Annotated in this window: 22 protein-coding genes; 12 read left to right on the plus strand and 10 right to left on the minus strand. The window is 71.3% G+C overall.

Translation table 11 applies throughout. From position 1 onward, the window contains the following. Positions 1 to 25 precede the first annotated feature (25 nt). On the plus strand, positions 26 to 1,657 hold the full coding sequence (locus ACFWY5_RS15565; protein ID WP_379632467.1) for a DUF885 family protein: 1,632 nt from the start codon (positions 26 to 28) through the stop codon (positions 1,655 to 1,657). A 30-nt stretch (positions 1,658 to 1,687) separates the two neighbouring features. Continuing rightward, positions 1,688 to 2,323, plus strand: coding sequence for a class I SAM-dependent methyltransferase (locus ACFWY5_RS15570; RefSeq protein WP_379619829.1), 636 nt, complete (start codon positions 1,688 to 1,690; stop codon positions 2,321 to 2,323). On the opposite strand, the gene ACFWY5_RS15575 is transcribed toward ACFWY5_RS15570, so the two are convergent. Continuing rightward, positions 2,312 to 2,758, minus strand: a complete 447-nt coding sequence (locus ACFWY5_RS15575) for a peroxiredoxin (protein WP_379619831.1) — start codon at positions 2,756 to 2,758, stop codon at positions 2,312 to 2,314. The genes ACFWY5_RS15570 and ACFWY5_RS15575 overlap by 12 nt on opposite strands. A gap of 9 nt (positions 2,759 to 2,767) precedes the next feature. Further along, positions 2,768 to 3,646, minus strand: a complete 879-nt coding sequence (locus ACFWY5_RS15580; RefSeq protein WP_379632469.1) for a helix-turn-helix domain-containing protein — start codon at positions 3,644 to 3,646, stop codon at positions 2,768 to 2,770. Positions 3,647 to 3,671: 25 nt separating this feature from the next. Here ACFWY5_RS15580 and ACFWY5_RS15585 point away from each other — a divergent pair, with 25 nt between their 5' ends. Continuing rightward, on the plus strand, positions 3,672 to 4,496 hold the full coding sequence (locus ACFWY5_RS15585) for a phytanoyl-CoA dioxygenase family protein (RefSeq protein ID WP_379619836.1): 825 nt from the start codon (positions 3,672 to 3,674) through the stop codon (positions 4,494 to 4,496). Here ACFWY5_RS15585 and ACFWY5_RS15590 read toward each other — a convergent pair. Further along, positions 4,436 to 5,638 (minus strand): ROK family transcriptional regulator, encoded by a 1,203-nt coding sequence (locus tag ACFWY5_RS15590; protein WP_379632471.1) that lies wholly within the window; start codon positions 5,636 to 5,638, stop codon positions 4,436 to 4,438. The two genes, ACFWY5_RS15585 and ACFWY5_RS15590, sit on opposite strands and share 61 nt — an antisense overlap. A 162-nt stretch (positions 5,639 to 5,800) precedes the next feature. Here ACFWY5_RS15590 and ACFWY5_RS15595 point away from each other — a divergent pair, with 162 nt between their 5' ends. From ACFWY5_RS15595 to ACFWY5_RS15620, 6 genes are read left to right on the plus strand one after another with little or no spacing between them, the layout of a single operon-like run. Continuing rightward, on the plus strand, positions 5,801 to 7,114 hold the full coding sequence (locus tag ACFWY5_RS15595) for a glycoside hydrolase family 36 protein (RefSeq protein WP_379632473.1): 1,314 nt from the start codon (positions 5,801 to 5,803) through the stop codon (positions 7,112 to 7,114). Then, positions 7,111 to 8,046 carry a carbohydrate ABC transporter permease gene (locus tag ACFWY5_RS15600; RefSeq protein ID WP_379632475.1) on the plus strand — a complete coding sequence of 312 codons (936 nt, stop codon included), beginning with the start codon at positions 7,111 to 7,113 and terminating at the stop codon, positions 8,044 to 8,046. Before ACFWY5_RS15595 ends, ACFWY5_RS15600 begins: the two co-directional genes overlap by 4 nt. An 8-nt stretch (positions 8,047 to 8,054) precedes the next feature. Beyond that, a complete protein-coding gene (locus ACFWY5_RS15605; RefSeq protein WP_379619844.1) occupies positions 8,055 to 8,861 on the plus strand; it encodes a carbohydrate ABC transporter permease in 807 nt (268 codons plus the stop codon). 14 nt (positions 8,862 to 8,875) lie between these two features. Continuing rightward, entirely contained in the window at positions 8,876 to 10,192 is a 1,317-nt protein-coding gene (locus ACFWY5_RS15610) for an ABC transporter substrate-binding protein (RefSeq protein WP_379619846.1), read from the plus strand. A gap of 8 nt (positions 10,193 to 10,200) precedes the next feature. Next, entirely contained in the window at positions 10,201 to 11,730 is a 1,530-nt protein-coding gene (locus tag ACFWY5_RS15615; RefSeq protein WP_379632477.1) for an alkaline phosphatase D family protein, read from the plus strand. Between the two features lie 45 nt (positions 11,731 to 11,775). Continuing rightward, the gene (locus ACFWY5_RS15620) at positions 11,776 to 12,582 is read left to right on the plus strand and encodes an SDR family NAD(P)-dependent oxidoreductase (protein ID WP_379632479.1); all 807 of its coding nucleotides are present in this window, start codon (positions 11,776 to 11,778) and stop codon (positions 12,580 to 12,582) included. On the opposite strand, the gene ACFWY5_RS15625 is transcribed toward ACFWY5_RS15620, so the two are convergent. Further along, on the minus strand, positions 12,566 to 14,140 hold the full coding sequence (locus tag ACFWY5_RS15625) for an ABC transporter substrate-binding protein (protein ID WP_379632482.1): 1,575 nt from the start codon (positions 14,138 to 14,140) through the stop codon (positions 12,566 to 12,568). The two genes, ACFWY5_RS15620 and ACFWY5_RS15625, sit on opposite strands and share 17 nt — an antisense overlap. A 90-nt stretch (positions 14,141 to 14,230) precedes the next feature. Continuing rightward, entirely contained in the window at positions 14,231 to 14,362 is a 132-nt protein-coding gene (locus ACFWY5_RS15630; protein ID WP_379632484.1) for a hypothetical protein, read from the minus strand. Positions 14,363 to 14,761: 399 nt separating this feature from the next. On the opposite strand from ACFWY5_RS15630, the gene ACFWY5_RS15635 reads away from it, so the two are divergent. Beyond that, on the plus strand, positions 14,762 to 15,157 hold the full coding sequence (locus ACFWY5_RS15635; protein ID WP_379632486.1) for a hypothetical protein: 396 nt from the start codon (positions 14,762 to 14,764) through the stop codon (positions 15,155 to 15,157). Positions 15,158 to 15,194: 37 nt separating this feature from the next. On the opposite strand, the gene ACFWY5_RS15640 is transcribed toward ACFWY5_RS15635, so the two are convergent. From ACFWY5_RS15640 to ACFWY5_RS15655, 4 genes are all read right to left on the minus strand, one after another. Beyond that, on the minus strand, positions 15,195 to 16,337 hold the full coding sequence (locus ACFWY5_RS15640) for an NAD(P)/FAD-dependent oxidoreductase (protein ID WP_379632488.1): 1,143 nt from the start codon (positions 16,335 to 16,337) through the stop codon (positions 15,195 to 15,197). 67 nt (positions 16,338 to 16,404) lie between these two features. Beyond that, entirely contained in the window at positions 16,405 to 17,259 is an 855-nt protein-coding gene (gene sigJ, locus ACFWY5_RS15645) for an RNA polymerase sigma factor SigJ (RefSeq protein ID WP_379619861.1), read from the minus strand. Between the two features lie 47 nt (positions 17,260 to 17,306). Then, the gene (locus ACFWY5_RS15650) at positions 17,307 to 18,476 is read right to left on the minus strand and encodes a dipeptidase (RefSeq protein WP_379632490.1); all 1,170 of its coding nucleotides are present in this window, start codon (positions 18,474 to 18,476) and stop codon (positions 17,307 to 17,309) included. A 77-nt stretch (positions 18,477 to 18,553) separates the two neighbouring features. After that, complete coding sequence (locus tag ACFWY5_RS15655; protein ID WP_379632492.1) at positions 18,554 to 19,417, minus strand: alpha/beta fold hydrolase; 864 nt, start codon at positions 19,415 to 19,417, stop codon at positions 18,554 to 18,556. A gap of 164 nt (positions 19,418 to 19,581) precedes the next feature. On the opposite strand from ACFWY5_RS15655, the gene ACFWY5_RS15660 reads away from it, so the two are divergent. Together ACFWY5_RS15660 and ACFWY5_RS15665 are read left to right on the plus strand one after the other, a co-directional pair. Next, entirely contained in the window at positions 19,582 to 20,043 is a 462-nt protein-coding gene (locus tag ACFWY5_RS15660; protein ID WP_379619865.1) for a pyridoxamine 5'-phosphate oxidase family protein, read from the plus strand. Between the two features lie 103 nt (positions 20,044 to 20,146). Then, positions 20,147 to 22,804, plus strand: a complete 2,658-nt coding sequence (locus tag ACFWY5_RS15665) for a DUF6493 family protein (protein ID WP_379632494.1) — start codon at positions 20,147 to 20,149, stop codon at positions 22,802 to 22,804. A gap of 44 nt (positions 22,805 to 22,848) precedes the next feature. On the opposite strand, the gene ACFWY5_RS15670 is transcribed toward ACFWY5_RS15665, so the two are convergent. Next, positions 22,849 to 26,172, minus strand: a complete 3,324-nt coding sequence (locus ACFWY5_RS15670; protein WP_379632657.1) for a DNA-directed RNA polymerase subunit beta — start codon at positions 26,170 to 26,172, stop codon at positions 22,849 to 22,851. Positions 26,173 to 26,406 lie beyond the last annotated feature (234 nt).

The raw sequence follows: 26,406 nt of genomic DNA on the forward strand, positions 1-26,406 counted from the left end.
CGGACGCACGGAAGGTCGGTATGAGATGACGGCGGAGAAGCTCGGGGATCTGGCGGAACGTTTCTGGGGGTGGCGGGTCGCGGCCGCTCCCGACTCCGGCGACGACATCACGAGGGTCGAGCGTCCGCCCGGCTGGGTGCCGGACTGGTCGGCGGCGGCCGTGGCGGCCCGGCGGGACACGTGGCGTTCCTTCGACGCGGAGCTGCGCGCGCTCGACCTCGACGGGGCGCCCGTCGCGGTCGGGGTCGACGCCCGGCTGCTGGGGTCGGCGCTGGCCCGGGTGAGATGGGAGCTGGACGTCCTGCGGGCCTGGCAGCGCAACCCCTGCTTCTACCTGGACCAGGCGTTGGTGGCCGTCTACAACCAGCTCCTGCCGGCGCCGCCGTTCACCGTGACGCGGGCCGCCTCCATCCTCGCCGCGCTGGACGCCGTCCCCTCGGTGCTGGCCCAGGGCCGGGAGAACCTGGCGGGCCACGCCGCGGCGCCGTTCGCCCGCTCGGCGCTGACGCTGCTGGAGAACGCGGGCCCGTCCCTGAGCACCGCGATGTCCGCCCTCGCACCGCTCCTGCCGGACGGCGCGCGGCTGAGCGAGACGACGCGGGCGGCCGTGCGCGCGCTCGACGACTTCGCCGCCTGGCTGCGCGAGCACCTGCCCGCCTTCCACGACCGCACCGCCGTCGGGCCCGGCGCGCTGGCCTTCTTCCTGCACGAGGTCGCGCTCCTGCCGTACGGCGCGCGGCAGGTGCGGGCCATGGGGCGCCAGGAATGGGACCGGGCCGAGGCGCTGGAGGCCGCGCTCCAGCACCGTCACCGCGAGGTCCCCGGCCCCGCCCTGCCCGCCGGCACCGCCGCCCTGGCCGAGACGGAGGCGGCGGACGAGCTGGCGTTGCGGGCCTTTTACACGGACTCGGGCCTGCTGAGCCAGCCCGCCACCCTGCGCCGCTACCTCTTCGCCGAAATGCCCGCCTACCTGGCACCGCTGTCGTGGCTCGGCGTACCGCACGAGATCGGCGTCGAGTCGCGTCCCGGCGCCGACGCGATCAGATACGTCGAGCCGCCCCGGCCGGACCTGCCGTACTTCGAGCTGGCCGCCGCCCGCGACCCGCGCGTCCAGCTCGCCCACGAGGGCGTCCACGCCCAGCAACTGGCGCTGTCGTGGCACCACCCCGATCCGGTACGCCGCCGCTACTACGACTCGGCGCCCAACGAGGGCATCGCCTTCTACCACGAGGAGCTCATGCTGCAGGCGGGGCTGTTCGACGGCTCCCCGCACAGCGCCGTGTTCGTGGCCAACGCCATGCGGCTGCGGGCGCTGCGGGTGGAGGTGGACGTCGCGCTGGCGCTCGGAGATCTCACGCTGGACCAGGCCGCCGACGTCCTGGCCGACGCGGTGCCGATGGACAGGGCCACGGCGTGGGAGGAGGCCGTGTTCTTCGCGGGCAACCCCGGGCAGGGGCTGAGCTATCAGATCGGCAAGCTGCAGGTGCTCGACCTGCTGGCCGTCACCCGCCGCAGCCGGGGCGCGGCGTTCGATCTCGGCGCCTTCCACGACCGGCTCTGGCTGGAGGGCAACGTGCCGCTGTCGCTCCAGCGGTGGGAGACGCTCGGCCTCACCGACCATATCGAGGAGGCCGATCGGCTGGCGGAGCAAGGGTAGCGGGGCCTCAGGGCCGGGACGGATGTCGCCATGAATTGGGGCCCTTCGGACGTCGTGCGGGTCTGGGACGCGCGCGCCGACCACTATCTGCGCCTGTTCCGCCACGAGCTGGCGGGCAAGCCCTTCGACCTGGAGGTCCTGGACGCGTTCGCCCAGCGGGTCGGCGACGGGGGCAGGGTGTGCGACGCGGGCTGCGGGCCCTGCGGTCACGTGACCGCGCTGCTGGCCGCGCACGGTCTGGACGCCTTCGGCATCGATCTGTCGCCGCGTTGCGTGGAGCTGGCCGGAGGCGAGCAGCCCGGATGCCGGTTCGAGGTGATGGACCAGCGAGCCGTCCCGCCGGCGCTCGACGGCCTGGTGTCGTACTACTCCCTGCACGACCAGCCCAAGCGGGAACTGCCGAGCGCACTCGGCGCGTGGGCCGCGGCGATCCGTCCGGGCGGCCAGCTCCTCGTCGTCGCCAAGGAGGGGTACGGCGACGGCGTCATCGCCGATCCGCTCGGCGGCGAGCTGCGGGTCTACTGGGCCGAGTACACCGCGCCCGAGCTGCGTGCCGCGGCCGAGGCGGCCGGTTTCCTCGTGGACGACGTCACCGTCCGCGAGGCGTACGAGGACGAGATCCCCACCAGGCGGATCTACCTGTCCGCCACCCGTTCAGGCTCTTAGCGCTTCCAGGGCCTTGTCGGCGTGGACGGACATGCGGATCTCCGACTTGATCACCGCCAGCACGCGGAAGTCGGTGCCGATCACGAAGGTCTGGCGTCTGGTGGGCGCCAGGGCCAGCCCCCGCCGGACGCCGAACCTGCCGGTGACCGTCCCGTCCGGGTCGGACAGGAGCGGGTAGCCGAGCCGGTGCGTGTCGGTGAACTCCCGCTGCCGCGCCACCTCGTCGGTGCTCACGCCGACCGGCCGCGCCGACACCTGCGCGAACTCGGCCGCCAGGTCGCGGAAATGGCACGCCTCGCGCGTGCAGCCCGCGGTCATCGCCGCGGGGAAGAAGAAAAGCACCACGGGACCGTCCGCCAGCAGGTCCGACAGCCGGCGCGGCCGGCCCGTCTCGTCGGGAAGCTCGAAGTCCTCGACGAGGTCGCCCGTTCTCATGCGACGACCTTACGTCCCGCCGGCCGACCGGTACTCGGTGGGGGTCTGGTCGTGGGCCTGGCGGAAGGCGCGGTAGAAGCTGGAGCGGGTCTGGAAGCCGCTGGCGTGCGCGATCCGGTCCACGCCCCAGTCGGTGCCGGACAGCAGGCGGCGGGCGTGGGCGAGGCGGAGCTGGGTGACGTACTGCCAGACGGGCATGCCGAGCGCCTGCTTGAAGGCCAGGGCCGCGTAGGTGGGGTGGACTCCGGCCGCCTGCGCGATCTCCTCCACGGTGAGGTCGCCGGTGTAGCCGCGGGCGATGACGGCGAGCATGCGTTCGGCCGAGCGGGCCTCCACGGCGCCGGTGGCCGCTCGCCTGCCGGTCGCCAGGCGGGCGAGCCTGGCGTGGAGCTCCAGCAGGCAGATCTCGGCCTCGCCGGCCACCGGGCGGCGGCCCAGGCGCAGCTCCTCCTCCCAGCGGCGCATGAGGAAGCGGTCGTGGGCGGATTCGCGGGCGGTGCCGTACAGGAAATGGCCCTGCAGGAGGCGGTCGAGGGCGCTCTGCAGGGCGGGCTGGCCGATGACGGCGCTCAGCGGGACGGTCACCCAGAGGAAGTCGACGTCGCGCTCGGACACCAGCCGGTGCGGGTAGCCGCCCCAGAAGACGGCGAGCCTGCCGCGCGGCAGGTCCACCGCGCCCGCCGCGGTGGTGTAGCGGGCGGTGCCGGACAGGACGAGGTTGAACTCCAGCTCGGGGTGGATGTGGGAACGCGGCATCGGTCCCGAGGTCACGTGGAAGGCCCGCAGGCCGATCACCTGGGCGAGGGGCACGACCTTGAGAATACGCGACTCCTTGCCGATGTCGCGTGGATGCCCGGCGGGGGTGCGGCGCAGGAGGGTGGAGACCACACCCCTTGATGCGGAGGTAGGCACCATGTCCGAGCTCGACGACTTCATGTTCGACCTCAACGGCTACCTGATCCTGGAGAACGCGGTCGATCAGGACCTGCTGGCGCGGCTCAACGCCGAGTTCGACGCCTTTCCGCGCGATCTGGCCCGCGGCGAGTGGTACCGGGGCGGGCAGCGGCGCGACTACACCCCGGAGACCGGGTTCGAGCTGCACCAGGCGGTGGCGGCGGGGCGGCCGTTCGAGGAGCTGATCGACCATCCGAGCTGGTTCGAGCTGGTCAAGCACTACGCGGGCGAGGAGGACAGCTACATCCCCGGCGTCTTCATCGACGAGACGATCGCCTCGATCAGGGAGTCGGGCGGGCACCATCCCGTGCACTCCGGCGGCTACCGTACGGCGCTGCGCTGCGGCTACCGCTACGACCACGGCGTCTTCCGCTGCGGCCAGGTCAACATCATCCTCGCGCTCACCGACATCGGGCCGGGCGACGGCGCGACGATGGTGGTGCCCGGCTCGCACAAGTCGAACTTCAGGCATCCGCTGGCCGGCGACTACGCGCGCGGCGACCGGATGGACACCCTGCCCGGCGCGATCCCGGCCTACCTCAACAAGGGCGACGCGCTGCTCTTCGTCGACGGGCTGATGCACGGCGGCTCCACCCGGACGAACCCGGGTGAGCGCCGCGTCCTCATCTACCGCTACGGGCCCGTCTGGGCCGGCAGCCGCTACGGCTACGCCTACGACGACGCCTGGCTGAAGGAGTTGCCGGAGCGGCGGCGCAGCGTGCTCTACCCTGTGCCGCGCGTCCACGTCGGCGACCCCTGCCCGGCCGAGCCCGGCGACCGCTGAGCGCCGGGGTCCACGTCGTCGGAGAACAGGTGGCGGTCGTGGTGGGCGACGGCGTACTCGATGGCGCCGAAGACCACGCACTCCTCCCCCAGCGTCGAGGCTCGGACCTCGGGCATGCGCATGCACACGCGTTCGAGGCGCTCGCGCAGCGGCGGCAGCAGGACGTCGGCCGAGCGGGAGAAGCCGCCGCCGAGCACGACGACCTCCGGGTCGAGCAGCAGCACCATGGCGGCGGTGCCGACGGCCAGGTCGTCGACGAAGCGTCCGACGCAGTCCAGGGCGACGGGGTCGCCGTCCCTGGCGGCCGCGAGCGTGTGTCCCGCCGCGTCCTCGGGCGGCACGTCGGCGGGTACGGCGGGGCAGGCGTGCAGGTGTTCCGGGGCGTCGTACCAGCGCGCCTCGGGCAGCATGGCGATCTCGCCGGCGGCGGCGCCGTAGCCACGGTGGAGTTTGCCGTCGATGATCAGGGCCGATCCCATGCGCCGCCCGATGTGCAGGAAGACGACGTCGCCGGCACCGCGCGCGGCCCCGCGCTTGGACTCGGCGAGTACGGCCAGCCTGCTGTCGTTCTCGATCAGCACCTCGCACGGGAACATGCGGCGCAGCTCGGCCGCCAGGTCCAGGCCGCGCCAGGCGGGGATGGCGGCGGAGAAGACGACGCGGCCCTCGGGGGTGACGACGCCGTTGGTGCCGACGGCCACGGTCCAGAGGTCGGTCATGCGCTTGCCGCTCAGCGCGAGGCAGCCGTCCACCGCGCGCTCTATGGCGGCCAGCCGGTCGGCGAGCGGGGCTTCGGGCAGGACGGGCTGCCGGGTCTCGGCCAGGACCTCGCCGTCGAGGTCGGCCAGCGCGGCGCGGACGTTGTGCGCGCCTATGTCGATGCCCACCAGGTAGCCGCTGTCGGCGCGGAAGCGGTAGCGCCGGGCGGGGCGGCCCATGCTGCCCGCGGTCGGCGGGACCTCGACGACCCAGCCGAGTTCGATGAGCTCGTCGACGACGTCTTTGGTGGAGGGTCTGGACAGGCCGGTCCGCTCGGCCAGGGCCGAGAGCGTGAGCGGCCCGGCCCCGCGCAGCTCGCGCAGGGCCGACAGCGAGTTGAGCTGTCTCAGCCGGGACAGGTCACCGCCGCGAAGGTTCGTCATCGTCCTCCCTAATGGAGCTTTCCTGGTTATGTGAGCAGTATGCCAGTGCGCACTTCGGCTCGTTTTCCTTGGTTTTCGCTACGAAATCGGCATTGACCGGCTGATTGCCACGGTGCTAGTAATGAAGCACTCCTTCGTAAGTAGCGAGAGGAAACAAGCCTGATGCCGTTCGCAGACGTCGGCGAGGTCAGCTGCGACCCCCGGAACGCGCTGGTCTTCGAACACGGCTGGCAGTCGTGGAGCCCGACAGGCGCCTACCGCCTGGACGACCGGCCGCCCCGTGCGGCCGACCCCACGATCCAGACCCTCTGCTACCGCCCCGAGACGCCCGCGCCCGCCGGCGTGTTCCAGGGCGAGGGCCTGCTCGCGATCGACCCCGGCGACGGTGGTCCCGTCGAGTTGTGGTCCGCGCCCGGCCCTCTGCAGGTGCCCTCGATCCGGGCCCGGCGCGAGCACGACCGGCTGGTCGTCTCCGCCGACGGCCCGGTACGGCACAGCCGTACCGCAAAGCCCTTGGCCCAGGCGCTGCGCGACTGGGCAGGCACGATCGCCATCGGGCACGCCCCCGAGTCGTTCCCCGCGGTGCCGCCCATGTGGTGCACCTGGTACGGCTACTGGGACAAGGTCACCGAGGCCGACGTCCTGGAGAACCTGGAGCTGGCCCGGCGGCACCGCGTGGACGCCGACATGTTCCTCATCGACGACGGCTACGAGGCCGGAATCGGCGACTGGCTGGACTTACGACCGGAGTTCGGCTCGCTGGAGCGCGCGGTCGGCGCGATCACCGACGCCGGCAAGCGGGCCGGGATCTGGGTCGCCCCCTTCCTGGCCGGCCACCGCAGCCGGATCTTCCGCGAGCACCCCGACTGGCTGATCCCCGGGGTGTCGGCCGGGCACATGTGGGACCAGGACCTCGCCGTCCTCGACGTCACCCACCCCGACGCCGCCGCCCACCTGGTCCACGTCTTCGAGCGGCTGGCCGCGATCGGCCTGACCCACTTCAAGCTCGACTACATCTACGCCGGCGCGCTCCCCGGCCGCCGCCACCAGGACGTGGACCCGATCGCCGCCTACCGCAGGGGCCTGGAGCTGATCCGCGAGGGCGCGGGACCCGGCGCCACCATCCACGGCTGCGGCGCCCCGATGCTGCCCAGCCTCGGCCTGGTCGACATCATGCGGGTCAGCCCCGACATCGCCCCCACGCTGCTGCCGAGGTCCGGCGACATCAGCCAGCCGTCGCAGCTCGGCGCCCGCCTGGCCGGGGCGGCCAGGGAGTTCCTGCACGCCCGCTGGTGGGTCAACGACCCCGACTGCCTCCTCGCCAGGCCCGAGATGGAGGCCCGCGAGGACTGGGCCGCCCACATCGCGGCCACCGGCGGGCTGCGCGGCTCCAGCGACCCGATCGCCGCCCTCGACGCGTGGGGGCTGGAGACGACCAGACGCCTGCTGGTCCCGACCAGGACGGATCCGTCGTGACGGCCGACGCGCGGCCCCTGTCGGCGGCGACCGGCCGGCGGCGCCGCGGGAAGGCCCGCCGCCGCTGGCACTCCCTGCACCCCTACGTGTTCGTCGCGCCGAGCCTGTTCGGCGTCGTCGCCTTCCTCCTGCTGCCCGTCCTCATCGTCTTCGGCCTCAGCCTGTTCGACTGGGAACTGCTGTCGGATCCGGTCTTCGTCGGCCTGGACAACTACGTCGCGATGGCGGCCGACGGCACGGTCTGGAGCTCGCTCGGCGTCACCGTCCTGTACGTCCTGCTGTGCATCCCGCTGCAGACGGTGCTCGCGCTGGCGCTGGCGATGCTGGTGAACCAGAAGCTCAAGGGGATCAAGTTCTTCCGCGCGCTGTTCGTGATCCCCTGGATCGCGACCCCGATGGTGCTCGGCCTGGTCTGGAGCTGGATCTTCGACCCGAGGGACGGCGCGATCAACCGGTTCCTGGAGGTGTTCGGCGTCACCGGGCCCGCCTGGCTGTCGGAGACGTCGCTGGCGCTGCCGGCGGTCGCCCTGGTGAGCGTCTGGCAGAACACCGGCTACAACATGCTGTTCTTCCTCGCCGGGCTGCAGGGGATCCCGCAGGAACTGCACGACGCGTCCTCCGTCGACGGGGCCACGCCGCGCCAGCGCTTCTTCCGGGTGACGCTGCCGTTGCTCAACCCCACGATGTTCTTCGTCATGGTGACCAACATGATCGGCGCCTTCCAGGCCTTCGACACGATCTACTCGATGACGGCGGGCGGGCCCAGCGAGTCCACGACGGTCTTCAACTACAAGATCTTCCACACCGCGTTCAGGGAGTTCGACTTCGGCTACGCGGCCACGCTGTCGATCCTGCTCTTCCTGATCATTCTGCTGGTGACGACGGCGCAGATCCGGTTCTTCAGCAAGCGCACCACCTACGACCTGAGCTGAGGCAGACCGTGAAGCGATTCCTCCTCTACGCCGTCCTCGTCATCGGCGCGTTCGTCTCCGTCTTCCCCTATCTGCTGGTCGTGCTGACCGCCTTCAAGGAGCGCGCCCAGCTCCACACCACCGCGCCGTGGCTGCCCGGCGACCCGATGACGACGGCCAACCTGGAGAAGCTGCTGGGCGGCGACTTCCCCTCCTTCATCCTGAACACGCTGCTCATGACGCTCGCGCTGACGGCCGGGCAACTGGTGTTCACCACGTTCGCCGCCTACGCGTTCGCCAGGCTCCGCTTCCGCGGCAGGGAGGTGCTGTTCTGGATGTTCGTCGCGACCATGATGGTGCCGGTCGCGGTGACGGTCATCCCGCTGTTCCTCATCATGCGTCAGCTCGACCTCATCAACACCTGGGGCGGGCTGCTGGTGCCGTACATCCTCGGCACGCCGTACGGGATCTTCCTCATGCGGCAGTTCTTCCGCGGCCTGCCCGCGGGGCTGGAGGAGGCCGCGCGCATCGACGGCGCGGGGCCTCTGACGATCCTGCTGCGGGTACTGCTGCCGCTGTGCAAGCCCGCGCTGGGCACGCTGGCGATCATCACCGTGATCTCCTCGTGGAACAGCTTCATGTGGCCGCTGATCATCACCAGCGGCGACGAGACCAAGGTCATCACCGTCGCCCTGGCGGCGCTCAAGGTGGGCATCGGGGTCGACTACACGGCGATCATGTCCGGCGGGCTGATCGCGCTGGTCCCCATGGTCGTGATCTTCATCTTCTTCCAGCGTTACATCGTCCGGTCGGTCGTGTTGACCGGGCTGAAGTGAAAGGCGTACCCCCCATGAAATCCCCCCGTCTCCGCCTCGCCCTGGCGGCGCTGACCCTGCTCCCGATCGCCGCCTGCGGCTCCGGAGGATCCTCCGACGCCGGCGGACCGGTGACGCTCACCTACCGCATCTGGGACGAGCAGCAGAAGGTCGGCTACGACAAGGTCATGGCCGCCTTCGAGAAGGCCAACCCGAACATCAAGGTCAAGATCGAGGTCCTGCCCTGGGACGACTACTGGACCAAGCTCACCGCCGACGCGGTCGCGGGCAGCGGTCCGGACGTGTTCTGGATGCAGGTCACCTACTTCCCCGAGTTCGCCACCAAGGGCGTGCTCGCCGACCTCGGCTCGCTCGGGCTGGACACCGCGAAGTACCACCCCAACGTCGTCGCCTCCAACACCTATGAGGGCAAGCTGTACGGCGTGCCCAAGGACTGGGGCATGCCCGGCGTCCTGTACAACAAGGACCTGTTCAAGAAGGCCGGCGTGGAGATGCCGGACAAGCTCACCTGGGCCCCCGACGGCTCCGGCACGCTGCTGGAGCTGGCCAGGAAGCTGACGGTGGACGAGGCCGGCAAGCACCCCGGCGAGAGCGGCTTCAACGCGGCCAAGACCAAGGTGTACGGCTTCGCCTCGGCCAACCACTCGCAGACCCAGTGGATGAACTGGATCGAGTCCAACGGCGGCAAGCTCATCGACAAGCCGTTCGGCAAGTACACCTTCAACGACGACGCCTCGGTCCAGGCGGTGCAGTTCGGCGTGGACCTGGTGAACAAGCACCAGGTCTCGCCGCCCGCGAGCCAGACGAACCCGCCCACCGGCACGGCCGCCGACATGTTCAAGGGCGGCCAGGTCGCCATGTACCCGGCCAACAATGCGCTGCTGCCGTTCGTGGCGCCCGAGGCGGCGTTCGAGATCGGCGTCGCGATGATGCCGGAGGGCCCCAAGGGCCGCTCGGCCAACATCAACGGCCTGGGCGAGGCGGTGTACGCCAAGTCGAAGCACCTGGAGGAGGCCAAGAAGCTCGCCGCCTACCTGGGCACCGAGGAGGCGCAGAAGTCGATGGCCGACCAGGGCTTCGCCTTCCCCGCGCTCAAGGGTGACGCGCTGGCGCAGGGTTACGTCGACTTCTGGAAGAACACGAAGAAGATCGACGTCACGCCGTACCTGGAGGAGTCCAAGGGCACGACGTTCAACATGCCGATCGTGACCGGCTGGACCGGCTTCGAGCAGAAGCTGAACTCCATCTTCAACGAGATCTACCTGGGCCGGCTCCCGGTGAAGCAGGGCCTCGACCAGGCCGTCACGGACGGCAACGCGACCATCAAGTAGGAGCCCCCATGATCACCCGGCGATCGTTGTTCGCCGGGGGCGCCGGCGTGGGCCTGACCGCCGCACTGGGGGACTCCCCGGTGCGCGCGGCGGCCCGGCGCGCCCCCTTATCCGATGTCTTCCGGCTGGGCGTCGCCTCGGGCGAGCCCGCGCCCGACGGCGTGGTCCTGTGGACCCGCCTGGCCATGGATCCGCTCGCGCTCGACGGTCTGGGCGGCATGCCGAACCGGCCGGTGCCGGTGTTGTGGCAGGTCGCCAAGGACGAGAACTTCCGGCGGGTGGTGCGCGCGGGAGCCGCGGTGGCCCGCCCGGAGGCGGCGCACAGCGTCCACGTCGAGTTACACGGGCTCGACCCCGGCGCCGACTACTTCTACCGCTTCCGGGCCGGCTCCGAGATCTCGCCGGCCGGCCGGACGGTCACCGCGCCCGCCCCGGGCACCCGTAGCCGGGCGCTGAACCTCTCCTTCACCTCCTGCGCCGACTACCAGACGGGCTGGTTCACCCCCTACAAGCGCATGGCCGAGGACCATCCCGACCTCATCGCCTTCCTCGGCGACTACTTCTACGAGTACGGCGACTACCGCGCCCCGGTGCGCGACCAGGCCGGCGGCGAGTGCCTCGACCTGGCCGGATACCGCCTGCGGCTGGCGCAGCACCGCGCCGACCCCGACCTGCGGGCGGCGCACGCGATCGCGCCCTGGACCGTGGTCTGGGACGACCACGAGGTGGACAACGGCTGGGCGGGCGACGTCCCCGAACAGCCGGAGCCGCCGTTCCTGCCGCGCCGGGCCGCGGCCTTCCAGGCCTACTACGAGAACATGCCGCTGCGCCGCGCCCAGCGCCCCGACGGCCCGGCGCTGCGGCTGTACCGCAGCATCCGCTGGGGCGCGGTGGCCAACCTGCACCTGCTCGACACCCGCCAGTACCGCGACCTGTACGCCTGCACCGGCCGGTCCGGGACCGTCGGCCCGGAGTGCGCGGAGCGGTTCGCGCCGGAGCGCACCATACTCGGCCCCCGGCAGGAGGCCTGGCTGCAGGGCGAGCTGCGCCGTTCCCGCGCCACCTGGGACCTGCTGGGCCAGCAGGTCTTCATGATGGAGATGGACTGGGTGAACGGCGAGGCCAAGGGCTGGTCCAACGAGGGCTGGGACGGCTACGTCGCCTCGCGGGACCGGCTGGCCGCCGCCATCGAGGACAACCGGCGCAACGGCGTCGTGCTCACCGGCGACGTGCACTCCCACTGGGCGGGCGAGATCAGGCGCGAGTCCAGGCCGGTGGCGGTCGAGCTGGTCACCACCTCGGTGACCTCGGCGGGCGACGGCCTGGACGAGTACCCCAACACCAAGCAACTCCTGGCGGAGAACCCGCACGTCAAGTTCTTCAACGGCCGGCGCGGCTACGTGCGCGCCAAGGTCACCACGAGCGAGATGCGGGTCGATTTCCGCTCGCTGCCCTACGTCACCCGGCCTGACGCCCCCGCCCACACCTCGGGCTCCTTCGTCATCGAACCCGGCAATCCCACCCTGAACCCGGCATGACCAGGTGGGTTGATTTTTTGTACTCACTCACCTAGCGTCGGGGCCATGATCTCTGTGGTCCTCGTGGCGGGCGCCTCGTCGGGCGTCGGGCTGGAGGCCGCGCGGGCGCTGGCCCGTCGCGGTCATCAGGTGTACGGCACCAGCCGCGCGGCGGACCGCGTGGACATCCCGGGCGTGAGCCCGCTCGCCCTGGAGGTCGGCGACGAAGGCTCCGTCCGCGCGTGTGTCGACCACGTCCTCGCCCGGCACGGGCGGCTCGACGCGCTGGTGTACAGCGTGGGCTTCTACGTCGCCGGGGCGGTGGAGGAGACCTCGGACGAACTGGCCCTGGCCCAGCTGGAGGCGTACCTGCTGGGCGCCCATCACCTGGTCCGCGCGGTGCTGCCCGCCATGCGCGAGCGGGGCGCGGGCAGGCTGGTGCTGATGAGCTCCACCGCGGCCGTCGCCGCCATCCCGTTCCACGCGATCTACTCCGCCAGCAAGGCCGCCCTGAACCACTACGCCGAGGCGCTGCGCTACGAGGTCGCGCCGTTCGGGGTGCGGGTGGCCTGCGTCGAGGCCACCAGCGTGCGTACCGGGGCGGCGGCCGCGATGCGCGAGAGCGACCCGATCCCCGGCTACGAACCGGCACGCACCCGGGTCATCGAACGCTTCCGGCGGCTGCAGCTCGACGGCCCGTCACCGGCGCCGGTGGCCGGCGGCATCGTCCGGGCCGTCGAGTCGCGCCGGATGCGCCCCGTCTACCGGGTCGGGGCGCAGGCCCGCATGCTGCCGTGGCTGCGCGCCTTACTCCCCTACCCGGTGTTCCAGCGGCTTTACGGCCGCTTCTTCCACCTCAGCCGCCCTGCGTGAGCCGGATCGAGGTGGGGTCGAACAGCCCGAGGATCAGGCTGAACGTGGCGTTCTTGGTGGCCACCAGCACGGTGGTGTCGGCGACGGGAACCAGGTCGCCGTTCTCGAACAGCGCCGACTCGGCCTCCAGCCACAGTTTGCAGCCCTCCTCGCCGGGCTTCAGGGTGGCCTCCTCGACCAGCTTGGTGTAGCGCTCGTTGGCCAGGTGGGCGAAGTTGGCCCCCTTGGGCGCCGCGGGCCCGCTCAGGAAGCCGACGAGCTGCGAGGGCAGGGTGACGCCGATCGGCAACCAGGCCACGTCCCAGTCCTGGGTGGCGTTGAGCGACTCGGCCAGCTTGGTGTCCAGGACGCCGTTGAGCTTGATCTCGACGCCCAGCTTCTTCCACGTGGCGGCCAGGTACTCGGCGGCCGCCTGGATGCCCGCGCCCCTCGTGGTGACGTAGAGGTAGCGCAGCGACAGCCGCTTGCCGTCCTTGACCCGGATCCCGTCGGGGCCCGCCTTCCATCCGGCGGCGTCCAGTCCCGCGGCGGAGGCGGCGACGTCGAAGGCGGGCACGTGACCGGCCACGCTGTCGCCCTTGCACGGCCTGGGCTCGGCGACCATGCCAGTGGCCGGCCTGCCGGTGCCGCTGGTGGCGATGCCGCCCAGTTCCTTCAGGTTGACGGCCTGGGTCAGCGCCTTGCGCACGGCCGGGTCCTTGGTGGGCCGGTCGTCGCCCTGGTGGTAGAAGAACTGGTGCTGACCGGCCGACGGCAGCATCTTGCCGATGCCGGGCGCCGCCTCCAGGCGCGTACGGTCGGCGCCGTAGAACGTGGCCCCGTTGATGCTCCCGGCCAGCAGCAGGTTCGCCGCGGTCTGCTCGTTGGGCACGACCTTCAGCACCACCTTGTCCGGCAGCCCCTTCGACGTGGCCCCGTTCGGGCCCCAGGCGTAGTCCTTGCGGACCTCGAAGGTGTAGGAGTCGCCGGGCGCGGCCGACTTCAGCACGTACGGGCCCGTACCGGAGGTGGCACGGGCGATGGACGCGCGGTCCTTCACACCCTTGCCGCAGACGATGAACAGGCTCTCGGCGCTCTGCAGGATGAAGGAGAACGGCTTGGGCGTCGACAACGTCACCGTCCCGGCGGCGTCGTCGGCCACGGCCTTCATCCCGACCGGCAGCAGGACGCCGTAGATGGGCGACTTGGTGGCCGGGTCGGCGATGTGGTTGACGTTCTGCGCGACGTCGGCCGGGGTGAGCTTGGAGCCGTCGGAGCAGGTGACGTCCTTGCGCAGGGTGAAGGTCACCGAGTCCGGCTTGACCTCCCACTTCTCCGCGAGACCGGGCACGATGGTCCCGTCGTCGGTGCTGGCGACGAGGGTGTCGTAGGCGACCGACAGCACCAGGTTCGTGGCGCCGAGCACGCCGGTGGCCGGATCGAGCACACCGGGGTCGGCGGACAGGGCGTAGGTGAACGTGCCGCCCGCGACCGGACCACCGGCGGGGGCCTGCGTGCCCCCGCCACCGCACGCGGCCGTGACCAGAGCCAGGGCGGCGAGCACCGCTGCTTTCTTCATGCACGAACAGTGGTACCTGCCCGCCGCCGCATCTTCGTGCCACCCGACGAAACTCCGCCGTCCCCTCGTGCCACACACCCGAGCCGCCGGTCAGAACCCCCGGTCAGCCCAGTACGGGTCCAGCGCACGTTCCTGCCAGGGCAGGCCGATCAGACGCACCACGTGCGACAGATGCTCGGGCGCGCCGGAAGCCCGCAACCGCGCGATCAGCTCGCCGCTCAACGCTTCCTCGTCGTCCAGGTAGGTGGTCCACGGGAGGCCCTCTCTCAGCAGGTGGTACTCCCAGTGGGCACGGCCAGCGCCAGCCGCCGGTCGGCCACGGGATGCGCCTGGCCGTCAGCCTGGCGGGGAGCATGGTGGCCGTGGCGGCGGGGATGCACGCCGAGGCCACGTGCATGCCGCTGTCCATCGGCGCCGGACTGCTCGGGGAAGCTCTGGCCATCCAGTTCAGATCGCGTACGGCCGGCGTCCCGTACGCGCAGCGGGAAACCACCCGGCGGCCCCTCTGGATCTCTACACTGAGGCCGCCCCTTCATCCGCGACCCCCGACCCAGCGAAGCAAGGGGTTGGACGGGCCATCCCGTCGCCACACGAGAACCGATCACCCAAAAGGAGATTGGAATGCGTAAGTCGTACAAAATCGCACTACCGGCCCTGCTGGCGGCCGGCCTGCTCACGGCGCCGGGCGCGCTCACCTCCGCCGCCTCCGCCGCTTCCGCCACTTCCGCCTCGACGACTCAGTCGGCGAGCGCGATGGCCCTGACCCTCGACAGCGCCGGCTGCGAGGCCATCGCCCGGCGCTTCCTCTGCGAGGTCCACTTCAGCGGCGCGGTCGCGCCGGTCGCCATCCGCTGGTTCGTCAACGGCAACGCCATCCCGTCCTTCGACAACCGCTCCTTCGTGGGCATCGGCTGCCAGCCCACGTTCCGGTACGACATCCGCGCCGTGATCTCCGACGGTTCCGGCGCGTCCGTCCAGTTCCACACCACGCCCACCTGCCGCTCGGGCACCCCATAAACCCCGGTGCGGCGGGCCGCCGCACCGGGGTGGAAGGTCAGGCGGCCTCCTCCTCCCGGGGGAAGAAGGGGAGGGCCTCGTAGACCTGGTCGGCGGCGGCGAGGATCAGCCCGGCGTCGTCGACCGGCGGGTGGATGTACTCGTTGATCCGCCGCTTGACCTCCGCGCCCGCGGCGCCCGAGGCCATCACCTTGCGGTCCCAGCCCCGGGTGAACACCCCGCCGGCCCCGCCCAGGGCCAGGCACGTGACATAGGGAGCCGGCGTGAAGTCGCGCGGCGGCCGGCCGAGCAGGTCGGCCGCCGCGTTGTACCCGGCGACCTTGCCGAGCGGGACGGCGTGCTGGCAGGCCTGCATGACCGTGTGCCCGGCGTCGAACGGCGCCGCGGCCGTGTCACCGGCGGCGAACACCTCGGGCAGCGCGCGCAGCTCGCGGTCCACCGGCACCCGGCCGAGGTGGTCGAGTTCGCCGGAGACCTGCCGGGTGAGCTCGCTGGCGCGCAGCCCGACGGACCAGACCACCGCGTCCGCCGCGACCTTGGTCCCGTCGGACAGCAGCGCGTACCCGTCGCCGACCTCCGTCACCGTGGTCGCGAGCCGGCGTTCCACGCCCAGTTCGTCCAGCGCCGCCTCGATGTGCGCGCGCGGGCCGGGGCCGAGCTGGTGCCCGACCACCTCCGACCGGTCCACCAGCAGCACCCTGCCGCGCGCGGCCAGCGCGGTCGCCGCCTCCAGCCCGACGAAACCGGCGCCGGCGACCACGACCGAGTAGTCCTCGATCCCCCGCAGATGATCGGTCAGCCGCCGGGCGCCGTCCAGGGTGTCGATGTCGAAGAGCCGTTCCGCGCCCGGTAGGTCCCGGGGCCGCACGAGCTTGCTGCCCGCCGCCAGCACCAGGCGGTCGTAGCCGATCTCCACGCCGTCGGCCACCACGACGCGGCGGCCGGTGTCGATCGTGCGCACCGTGGCCCGCACGTGCTCGACCCCGATCGGCCCGAGAACCCTGCTCAGCTCCACCTTGGCCAGGTCCGGCTCCGGCTCGTACAGGCGCGGCCGCAGCACCAGGTGCTCGTTCGGCGCGATGAGCGTGATGCGCAGGTCCGCGTCCGCGCGGGCCAGCGCCGCTCCCGCCGCGCTCCACACGCCCGCGAAGCCACCTCCGATGATCACAACGTGCGCCATCGTCCCGTCCTCTCTCAGCTTTCACCCCCGGGAACGGGGGTTTCGGCAGGGAGACAAGACAGCGGGTTCAGATGTGACCGAGGTGGGCGAGTTTTTCGGGATTGGCCAGTCTCCTGAACGCCGTGATCCGCCCGCCGGCGACCTCCACGGTGTCGACCCAGACCAGTTTCCCGCCCACGTAGGTGGCCATGGCCGGCCCGCCGTTCACCTCGATGATCCGGTACGCGTCGGGGCGCAGGATCTCGATCGTGCGCACGGCCAGCATGGCGATGAGCTCGGCGCCCTGGAGCGGCCGGCGGGCCGCGGTCACCTTGCCGCCGCCGTCGCCGACGTAGACGGCCTCGGGGTCCAGCAGTTCGATGAGCCCGGCCATGTCCCCCGCGTCGGCGGCCGCCTTGAACGCCTTGAGCACCCGCTCGACCTCGGCCTTGGACGCCCGGGGCGGCTCCTCGGCCGCGGCGACCCGCGCCCTGGCGCGGGAGGCGAGCTTACGGCTGGCGGCGGCCGTGTTCCCGAGCACCCCGGCGACCTGGTCGAAGGGGAAGTCGAAGACGTCGTGCAGCACCAGCGCGACCCGTTCGGCCGGCGTGAGCGTCTCCATGACCACCAGCATCGCGGTGCCCACCGACTCGTCGACCAGCACCTGGGCGGCGGCGTCGGGGCCGGTGAGCAGCGGTTCCGGCAGCCAGGGGCCCACGTAGGACTCGCGCCGGACCCGCGCCGACTTCAACACGTTGTACGACGTCCTGGCGGACACGGTCACCAGCCAGGCCCGCAGATCCCGCACCTCGGACAGGTCCGCGGCGGCGGCGCGCAGCCAGACCTCCTGCGTCACGTCCTCGGCCTCGGCGACGGTGCCGAGGATCCGGTAGGCCGCCCCGAAGATCGCGGGGCGATGCTCGTGCCAGTCCGCCTCCACCATCCCGGCCTCCTCGAATCGGTGAGCGGCCTCCGATTCTAGGCAAGGGCTCAGCCGTTCACCGCTTCGAACACCCGCAGGAAGTTCTCGCCCAGGATGCCGCGGATCTGCTCGTCCCCGTAGCCGCGCGAGACCAGCCCGCGCGTGATGTTGACCATGTCCCGGTAGTCGCGGAACCCGGCCAGGGTCTGCGTCACGTCGATCGCGTGCTCCTCACGGAAGCCGAACTCCTCCAGCTTGCCGGAGAACGCGCGGTGCTGGACGTGGTGCGGAAGCGCCATCGGCCAGTCCGTGCCGATCGCCACGTGCTGCCAGCCCACCAGCTCGGCCACGTAGTCCATGTGGTCGAGCACCAGCTCGATCGAGGCGCCGGTGTCGCCGGGCGGCGCGAGGAAGAACGGCACGACGTACACGCCGATCACCCCGCCGGAGGCGGCGATCGCCCGGATCTCCTCATCGCTCTTGGCGCGATCGTGCGGGAAGAGCGCCGCCGCCGAGGTGTGCGAGGCGATCACCGGTGCGGCCGAGGCCGCGCAGGCGTCCAGTGTCGTCTGCCTGCCGGAGTGGGCGGTGTCGACGATGACGCCGACCTCGTTGCAGCGGCGCACGAACTCCAGGCCGAACCGGCTCAGCCCGGCGTCGTAACGCTCGGTGCACCCCGTCCCGATGTAGGTCATCACGTTGTACGCGCAGTCGGCGATGTGCAGCACGCCCATGTCGTGGGCCAGGTCGATGACGTCGAGGTCGCCTGGCCGCAGCTGGGTGATCTGGCAGATGCCCCAGACGACCTGCCCGCCGTCCCGCTTGGCCGCCCGGATGTCGCCGGCCGTCCGCGCCCGCCGTATCCACGGGAACGTCTCCAACTGCCGGTCGAGGAAGTCGCCGTAGTCCCGCAGCGACTCCTTGTCCTTCAGCAGGCAGCCGCCCATGTTGTTGATGATCCCCGACTGTCCGACCAGCTCACGGAAGCCGGGCAGCGTGCCGGAGGTGATGCGGTCGGCGATGTAGCGGAACGCCTGCCACAGGTCGTCCGAGCCCTGGGCGTCGATGTCGTCGATCATCTCCCGGGTCCAGGCGTCCGGCGAGTACGGCCCTTGGTACAGCAGGTCGCAGATGATGCTGTCGCGGTGCAGGCGGGCGGCACGCTCCTCCTGCTCGGCGGTCAGGCCGAAGTCGAACGTGCCGTAGCTCACCCGCGGCGTCATGGGATGATCCTCCATACCGGCCGACTGTAGGCGCCCGGCCTCGGGCGCCGATATCAGCAGGTGTCGGACAATCGCCCCCGCCGGCTCGACGCTCAGCCGTTGAGGACCTCGCGCAGCTTGCGGGCGAAGGCCTCCGGCTGCCCGGCGTAGCCGAACTCGCCGCCGAGGAAGCCGCCGTGGTGGCTGGGGAAGACCGTGACCTCCTGGCCGAGCAGTTCGGCCGTCGCCACCGCGGTGCGTCCGGTGAAGACGTCCGCCGACTCCTCCCCCACGGCGACCACGATTCGCGTCGGGGCCGCGGCGAGCGCGCCGGTGTCGGGCCGGTAGCTGCTGACCGCCCAGGACCGGTCGGACAGCAGCGGGTCGTCGCGCGTGCCGTCGTCCCCGGCCGGCATCCCGAACGCGGCCGGATCCGGCGCGGGCTGGGCGAAGTAGTCGTCGGTGAACTCGCCCTTCCACCCGGTCATCACCATGAAGGCCGCCATCCCGGCGCCCCAGCCGTTCTTCTCGTACGCCTCGCGCACGCCGGCCCTGGCGCGCTCGGCCGCCTCGGCGTCGGGCAGCACCGGGATGAGCGGCGGCTCGTGCGCCACCAGCGTGACGACGTCGCCGGGGTAGGCGGCCACGAGCGCGAGCGCGGTCACCGCGCCGCCGCTGCTGCCGAACATGTCGACCGGGCCCGCGCCGAGGGCCTCGATGATGGCGTGCACGTCGGCGGCCTGCGTGGTGGGCGTGTGGTCGTCCCGGCCGTCCTTGCGGGTGCTGCGGCCGAGCCCGCGCGGGTCGTAGGTGATCACCGTGCGCTCGGCCGAGTGCTCCGCCAGCGAGCTGAAGCCGCTGGCGTCCATGGGCTGGCCGATCAGGAACAGCGGCGGGCGTCCGTCGGCAGTGGGCAGCGGGCCGTGGACGTCGTAGACGAGGTCGACCTCGGGAGTCGTGAGCGTGTGCGTGGTCATGACGATGTAGACCCCTTCCGCGTCGGTAACTCATCGGACCCTACTCCGGCACTCTGACGAACTCGTGAAGGGCACGCGTACGTGCCCGGGTCGTGGAGTGCGCGGGTACGTGCGCCCGGCTCGTGCAGAACGCGGTCACGTGCGCCCGCGCTACCCTGACCTCTGTGAATCCTCCAGCCCGTGACCCCGGCCGGCGCATCCGCGACACCCTGGACCGGCTCGACCGCGACGTCGACGCCTGGTTCGCGACCGCCGATGCGGCCGGCCTGCCGTACCTGATGCCGCTGTCGTTCCTGTGGGACGGCGAGGCGATGCTCGTCTCCACGGCCAGGACGAACCCGACGGCCAGGTACATGGAGGCCACCGGCAGGGTCAGGGTGGCGCTCGGGACCACGCGCGACGTCGTCCTGATCCACGGCGAGCTCCGCGAGGTGATCCCGTCCGCCGAGCTGCCGGCCGAGGTCGGCGACGCGTTCGCCGCCAAGGCCGGTTTCGACCCGCGCAAGCAGGGCGCCTCCTACCCCTACTACCGCATCGTCCCGCTCCAGGTGCAGGCCTGGCGCGAGGTGAACGAGCTGGCCGAGCGCGACATCATGCGCGACGGCGCCTGGATCGACGTGCCGTAGAGCGAGGATTGTCGGGGACGGCGGTTAGGGTCCCGGCCATGATCGCTTGTTTGGGACGGGCCGCGGTGACGGCCCGCAACGCCCCGGCGGACGGGGCGCCCGCATGAACCCCTGGCGGGAGGTCCTCGACCGCATCGAGGCGGGCGAGGACGAGGAGCTGGCGAGGTTCCTGGACGGGCTGAACGACCTGGGGCGGCGCGCGGTCGCCGTGCAGCTGCCCGCCCACCTGGCCGAGGAGCTGCGCGGCGGGGTGGAGGCGCGCTGGGAGATCGAGGGCCTGGCGCCCGGGTACCGGCTGGCGGGCGCGGCCTGCTTCACCGGCGCCCGGCAGGTGGCCACCTGGCTGAACCGCAGGGAACTGCGCCGCCCCGTCAACGCCGAGCGCGACGCGCGCCGCATCATGTCCGTGCTACGCGGCCGTGGCGTGGAGTGGCGTCGTGAGCTGGCCTTACGGCTGGCGGACGGGCTGCGCCCGCAGACCGGCAGGTCACGGCGGGACGACGACGGGATGCCCGGCTGGGATCTGACCGCCGCCCTGGTGGCCGACACGGGCATCGAGCCGCCGGACGGCGACGCCTTCGTGGCCGGCTGGGTGTGGCGGCTGGTGCTGCGGCGGCGCTGGAACCGTGGCGGACTCGACGGCGATCCGCTGCTCGTTTCCATGGTGCCGCGCCTGTTCACGGCGCAGGGCGTGGCCGGTCCGCTGGCGCTGGACGAGCGGTGGAACTCGGGGCTGAGCATTCTGGCCGAGCTGGCCGTACTGGCCGACGAGGGCAAGGTGGCGCGTGCGGCGCTGGTCGGCGGCTGCGCGGGACGGTTCCTGGCCGATGGGCCGGCCGAGGAGATCGCCCCGTTCGTCCGGCTCTGGCGGTTGCTGGCACCGGAGCCGGACGAGCTGCCCGTTGTCGACTTCGTCCGCCTGCTGCCGCGGGCGTCGCCGCCGCTGGCGCAGCTCGCGCTGGAGGAGCTCGGGCGGGCGGAGGACGCGGGGCTGCTGGACGACGACCTGTTCGCCGAAGCCGTGGGGGCGCTGGCGTACCGGCAGGAGAAGAAGTTCGTGCTGGCCGCCGTGCGGTGGCTGGCGCGCACGCCCGCGCCGAGGGGCGGCGGCGGGGTGCGGGCGCTGGCTCCGGTGTTCGAGGTGAACACCCCAGCGCTGCGTGAGCGCGCGGTACGGCTCGCGCTCACGCTGGCCCCGCACGCCGACGACACCGCCGGGGAGGCGATCCGCGCGGCCGCCGCCCTGCTGCCCCCCGACCTGCGCGAGCAGGTGAGCGCCGCCTATGGCACGAGCCCCGGCGCGGAGCCCGAGCCACGACTCGCCTCCGAGCCGCGCACGAGCGAGTCGCCACCCGTCGCCGCCGTCCCGTGCGAGAGTGAGCTGCCCGCCCTCGCGCCGCCGATCGACGCACCGGGCGAGGTGGTCGTGGCGTTGCGGGAGCTCCGCCGGCCGGAGGAGCCGCACGCGTGCGAGCGGGTGCTGGCCGGGCTGGTCGAGCTGGCCCACCGTGACCGCGACGCGCTGGCGGCGGCCCTGCGGCCGGCGTGGTGGCGGCATCTGCCGGTGGTGTCCGGCTCCGGCCCCGATGTGTTCGACCACTTCCTCACTCACCACCGCGGGGTGCACACGCTGCTGACCCGATGCGCGCTGGCGCTGGTCGATCCGGAGCGGAGCCGGAAGGTGAGCGCGGCGGCGGCCGAGCCGGGCGGCTACCACGCCGACCACGCCTGGCCGCCCCAGATCCTCCTGCGCCGCCGCCTGGAGGAGGTGATCGCGCTCTTCGAACGCGGGCGGAGTGTTCCCGCGCTGCTCGCCACCCCGACCGAACCCACCGGCCACGTCGCCGCCGCGACCCTGGTGGAGCGGATGGAGGCGCTCGGGAACGGCGAGCCGTTGCCCGCCGACTTCGAGCAGGCGCTGCTGCGGCTGCCCCGCCACACCGGCCCCGAGTCGCTGACGCGAGCGGAGAAGCTGCCGACGGAGGCGGGGCGGACACTCGCCACCTGGCTGCGTGCGGGCGGGTGGCCGGACCCCGCCGTGACCTGGCAACTGCACGAGGATCACACCTGGACCGGCCGGCTACGCCCCACGATCACACCGCCCGCGCGCCTGCCCGGATGGCTGGCGGAGTCGTGGCTGCTCAAGCCCGGCCACGTCTACCTCTCCTACCCGCCCGACGCCGCGTGGTGGCCGATGATCATGCCGTCGCACCGCGAGATCGTGGCCACCGCCCTCGTGCGCTGCATGCCCCTTCTCTCCGAGGCCAACGACGTCAGGATGGACGCCCTGGCGACCCTGGCCCATGGCGAAGGCCCGGTGGGCCAGGCCACCGCCCTCGCGATCGCCGCCGGTCTCGGGCACCGGCGCGACACGGGACGCGCGGCGGCGCTCGGCGCGGCCCGCACGCTGGCCGCCCGCGGGCAGCTCCCCGCCCGCGACCTGGGCTGGGCTCTGGCGAAGCTGCTCCGGCACCGGCTCGTCCCGCTCAAGCGGATCACCGGCTCGCTCGGCGAACTGACCGAGACCGGCGCGCACACCGAGGTGTGGCACACGCTCGCCGTGGCCCTCCCGCCGCTGCTGCCCGGCCCCGGCGAACGACCGCGCGCCGGGCTGGGCGAACTGCTGGGCGTCGGCGTACGGGCGGCCGCGCTCGCGGGCACGCGGGCCGAGATCACCGGACTGGCCGAGATGGCCGCGCGCAAGGGCTCGAGCCTCGTCCTGTACGAGGCCCGCCGCCTGCACGAGACCATCTCCGCGTGACCCGTGCCGGTGCCCGCGGTGCGGCGGGCACCGGCACGCCGGGGTCAGATCTCGTCGACCGACATCGCACCCTCGTTCGGGCGCCGGGCCAGGTCGATGCCGAGTTCCTCCGCCGCGCGGAAGACATCCTCGTCGGTGTCGCGCAACTCGATGGACATGCCGTCGCTGGAGAGCACCTCGACGTTCAGGCACAGCGACTGCATTTCCTTGATGAGCACCTTGAAGGACTCCGGAATGCCGGGCTCGGGGACGTTCTCGCCCTTGACGATGGCCTCGTAGACCTTGACCCGGCCGAGGACGTCGTCGGACTTGATGGTCAGGAGCTCCTGCAGGGCGTACGCCGCGCCGTAGGCCTCCAGCGCCCACACCTCCATCTCACCGAAGCGCTGGCCGCCGAACTGGGCCTTACCGCCGAGCGGCTGCTGGGTGATCATGGAGTACGGGCCGGTGGACCGGGCGTGGATCTTGTCGTCCACCAGGTGCAGCAGCTTCAGGATGTACATGTACCCGACGGCGATCGGATAGGGGAACGGCTCCCCCGAACGGCCGTCGAACAGCACCGCCTTGCCGCTCTCGCGCACCAGCCGGTCGCCGTCACGGGTCTCCAGCGTGTGCCCGAGCAGGCCGACGATCTCCTCCTCGTTCGCGCCGTCGAAGACCGGTGTCGCCACGTTGGTACGCGGCTCGACCCGCTCGAAGCCCTTCTCCCTGAGGCGCTGCGCCCAGGCCTCCCGCACCCCGGAGATGTCCCAGCCGCGGGCGGCGATCCACCCCAGATGGTTCTCCAGGACCTGCCCGATGTTCATCCGGCCGGGCACGCCCAGCGGGTTGAGGATGATGTCGACCGGCGTGCCGTCCTCGAGGAACGGCATGTCCTCGACGGGCAGGATCTTGGAGATGACGCCCTTGTTGCCGTGGCGGCCGGCGAGCTTGTCACCGTCGGTGATCTTACGCTTCTGGGCCACGTACACGCGGACCAGCTCGTTGACACCGGGGGGAAGCTCGTCACCCTCGTCACGGGAGAACACCCGCACCTCGATGACCTTGCCGGACTTGCCGTGCGGCACCTTCAGCGAGGTGTCGCGCACCTCGCGGGCCTTCTCGCCGAAGATCGCGCGCAGCAGCCGCTCCTCGGGGGTCAGCTCGGTCTCGCCCTTCGGCGTGACCTTGCCGACGAGGATGTCGCCGGGCTCGACCTCGGCGCCGATGCGGATGATGCCGCGCTCGTCGAGGTCGGCCAGGATCTCCTCGGAGACGTTCGGGATGTCCCGGGTGATCTCCTCGGGGCCCAGCTTGGTGTCACGGGCGTCGACCTCGTGCTCCTCGATGTGAATCGAGGACAGGACGTCGTCCTGCACCAGCCGCTGCGACAGGATGATCGCGTCTTCGTAGTTGTGGCCCTCCCACGGCATGAACGCCACGAGCAGGTTCTTGCCCAGAGCCATCTCGCCCTGGTCGGTGCAGGGACCGTCGGCGATCACCTGGTTGACCTCGACCCGGTCGCCTTCGACCACGATGGGCTTCTGGTTGAACGAGGTGCCCTGGTTGGAACGCTTGAACTTGGCCACCCGGGAGGTGGTGCGGGTGCCGTCGTCGTTCATCACGGTGACGTAGTCGGCGGAGACCTCCTCCACCACACCGGCCTTCGCGGCGGTGATCATGTCACCGCTGTCGGTCGCGGCACGGTACTCCATGCCGGTCCCGACCAGCGGCGCCTCACTCCTGAGCAGGGGTACGGCCTGCCGCTGCATCCCCGCCCCCATCAGGGCGCGGTTGGCGTCGTCGTGCTCCAGGAAGGGGATCATCGACGTGCCCACCGACACCGTCTGGTGCGGCGACACGTCCATGTAGTCGACTTCCTCGGCACGGGCGAGTTCGGTCTCGCCGCCCTTGGTGCGCACCATGACCCGCGACTCGGCGAAGGTGCCGTCCGCGTTGAGCGCCGTGTTGGCCTGCGCCTTGACGAAGCGGTCCTCCACGTCGGCGGTCAGGTAGTCGATCTGGTCGGTGACCTTGCCGTCGACGACCTTGCGGTAGGGCGTCTCGACGAAGCCGAAGGCGTTGATCCGGCCGAAGCACGCCAGGTACCCGATGAGGCCGATGTTCGGGCCTTCCGGCGTCTCGATCGGGCACATCCTGCCGTAGTGGGAGGGATGCACGTCACGCATCTCCACACCCGCCCGCTCCCGCGACAGGCCGCCGGGGCCCAGCGCGGACATGCGGCGCCTGTTGGCCAGACCGGCCAGGGGGTTGGTCTGGTCCATGAACTGCGACATCTGCGAGGTGCCGAAGAACTCCCTGATCGAGGCCACGACCGGGCGGATGTTGATCAGGGTCTGCGGCGTGATCGCCTCGACGTCCTGCGTGGTCATCCGCTCGCGCACGACGCGCTCCATCCGGGCCAGGCCCAGGCGGACCTGGTTCTGGATGAGCTCCCCGACGGTGCGCAGACGACGGTTGCCGAAGTGGTCGATGTCGTCGATCTCCGCGCCTTCAACCCCCGCGTGAAGGCGAAGCAGATAGTCGATCGTGGCGACGAGGTCGTCCTCGGTGAGCGTGGTCTGCGTGATCTCCGCGTCCACGCCCAGCTTTTTGTTGATCTTGTAGCGGCCGACCTTGGCGAGGTCGTAGCGCTTGGGGTTGAAGTAGAGGTTCTCCAGCAGGGTCTTGGCCGACTCCTTGGTCGGCGGCTCGCCCGGACGGAGCTTGCGGTAGATGTCGAGCAGGGCGTCATCCTGGCCGGCGGTGTGGTCCTTCTCCAGGGTGGCCCGCATCGACTCGTACTGGCCGAAGCGCTCGAGGATCTGCTCGGTGGTCCATCCGAGCGCCTTCAGCAGCACGGTGACGGGCTGCTTGCGCTTGCGGTCGATGCGCACACCGACGCTGTCGCGCTTGTCGATCTCGAACTCCAGCCAGGCGCCCCGCGAGGGGATCACCTGGCAGCTGAACAGGTCCTTGTCCGAGGTCTTGTCGAGGCTGCGGTGGAAGTAGACGCCGGGAGAACGGACGAGCTGGGAGATGATGACCCGCTCGGTGCCGTTCACGATGAACGTGCCCTTCGGCGTCATGAGCGGGAAGTCGCCCATGAACACCGTCTGGCTCTTGATCTCGCCGGTGGCGTTGTTGATGAACTCCGCCGTCACGAAGAGCGGGGCGGTGAACGTCATGTCCTTGTCCTTGCACTCCTCGACCGAGTGCTTGGGCGGCTCGAACCGGTGGTCGCGGAACGACAGGGACATGGTCCCCGAGAAGTCCTCGATCGGGCTGATCTCTTCGAAGATCTCTTCCAGGCCGGACTGGGGCGTGATGTCCTTGCGCGCCCGCCAGTTGTCGTTGCCCAGCAGCCAGTCGAAGGATTCGGTCTGCATGGCCAGCAGGTCGGGGACTTCGAGGGTCTCCTGGATGCGGGCGAAGGAGAGGCGAGGTGGAGCGGTGCGTGAAGCTGCCAACAGTTGTCCTTCCGAGGCGGCGCGGATGGATCCGAGCGCACGCATGCCGGACGCCCCGTCAATCGCTAAGCGAAAGCGGGGCACCAAAGGGTCGTGCGAAACGGCAGCATACCCTAAAACGCAAACGAAAGTCCACAACTACTTTGCTTGTCA

This window comes from Nonomuraea sp. NPDC059007 (assembly GCF_042740555.1).
GTDB lineage: Bacteria > Actinomycetota > Actinomycetes > Streptosporangiales > Streptosporangiaceae > Nonomuraea.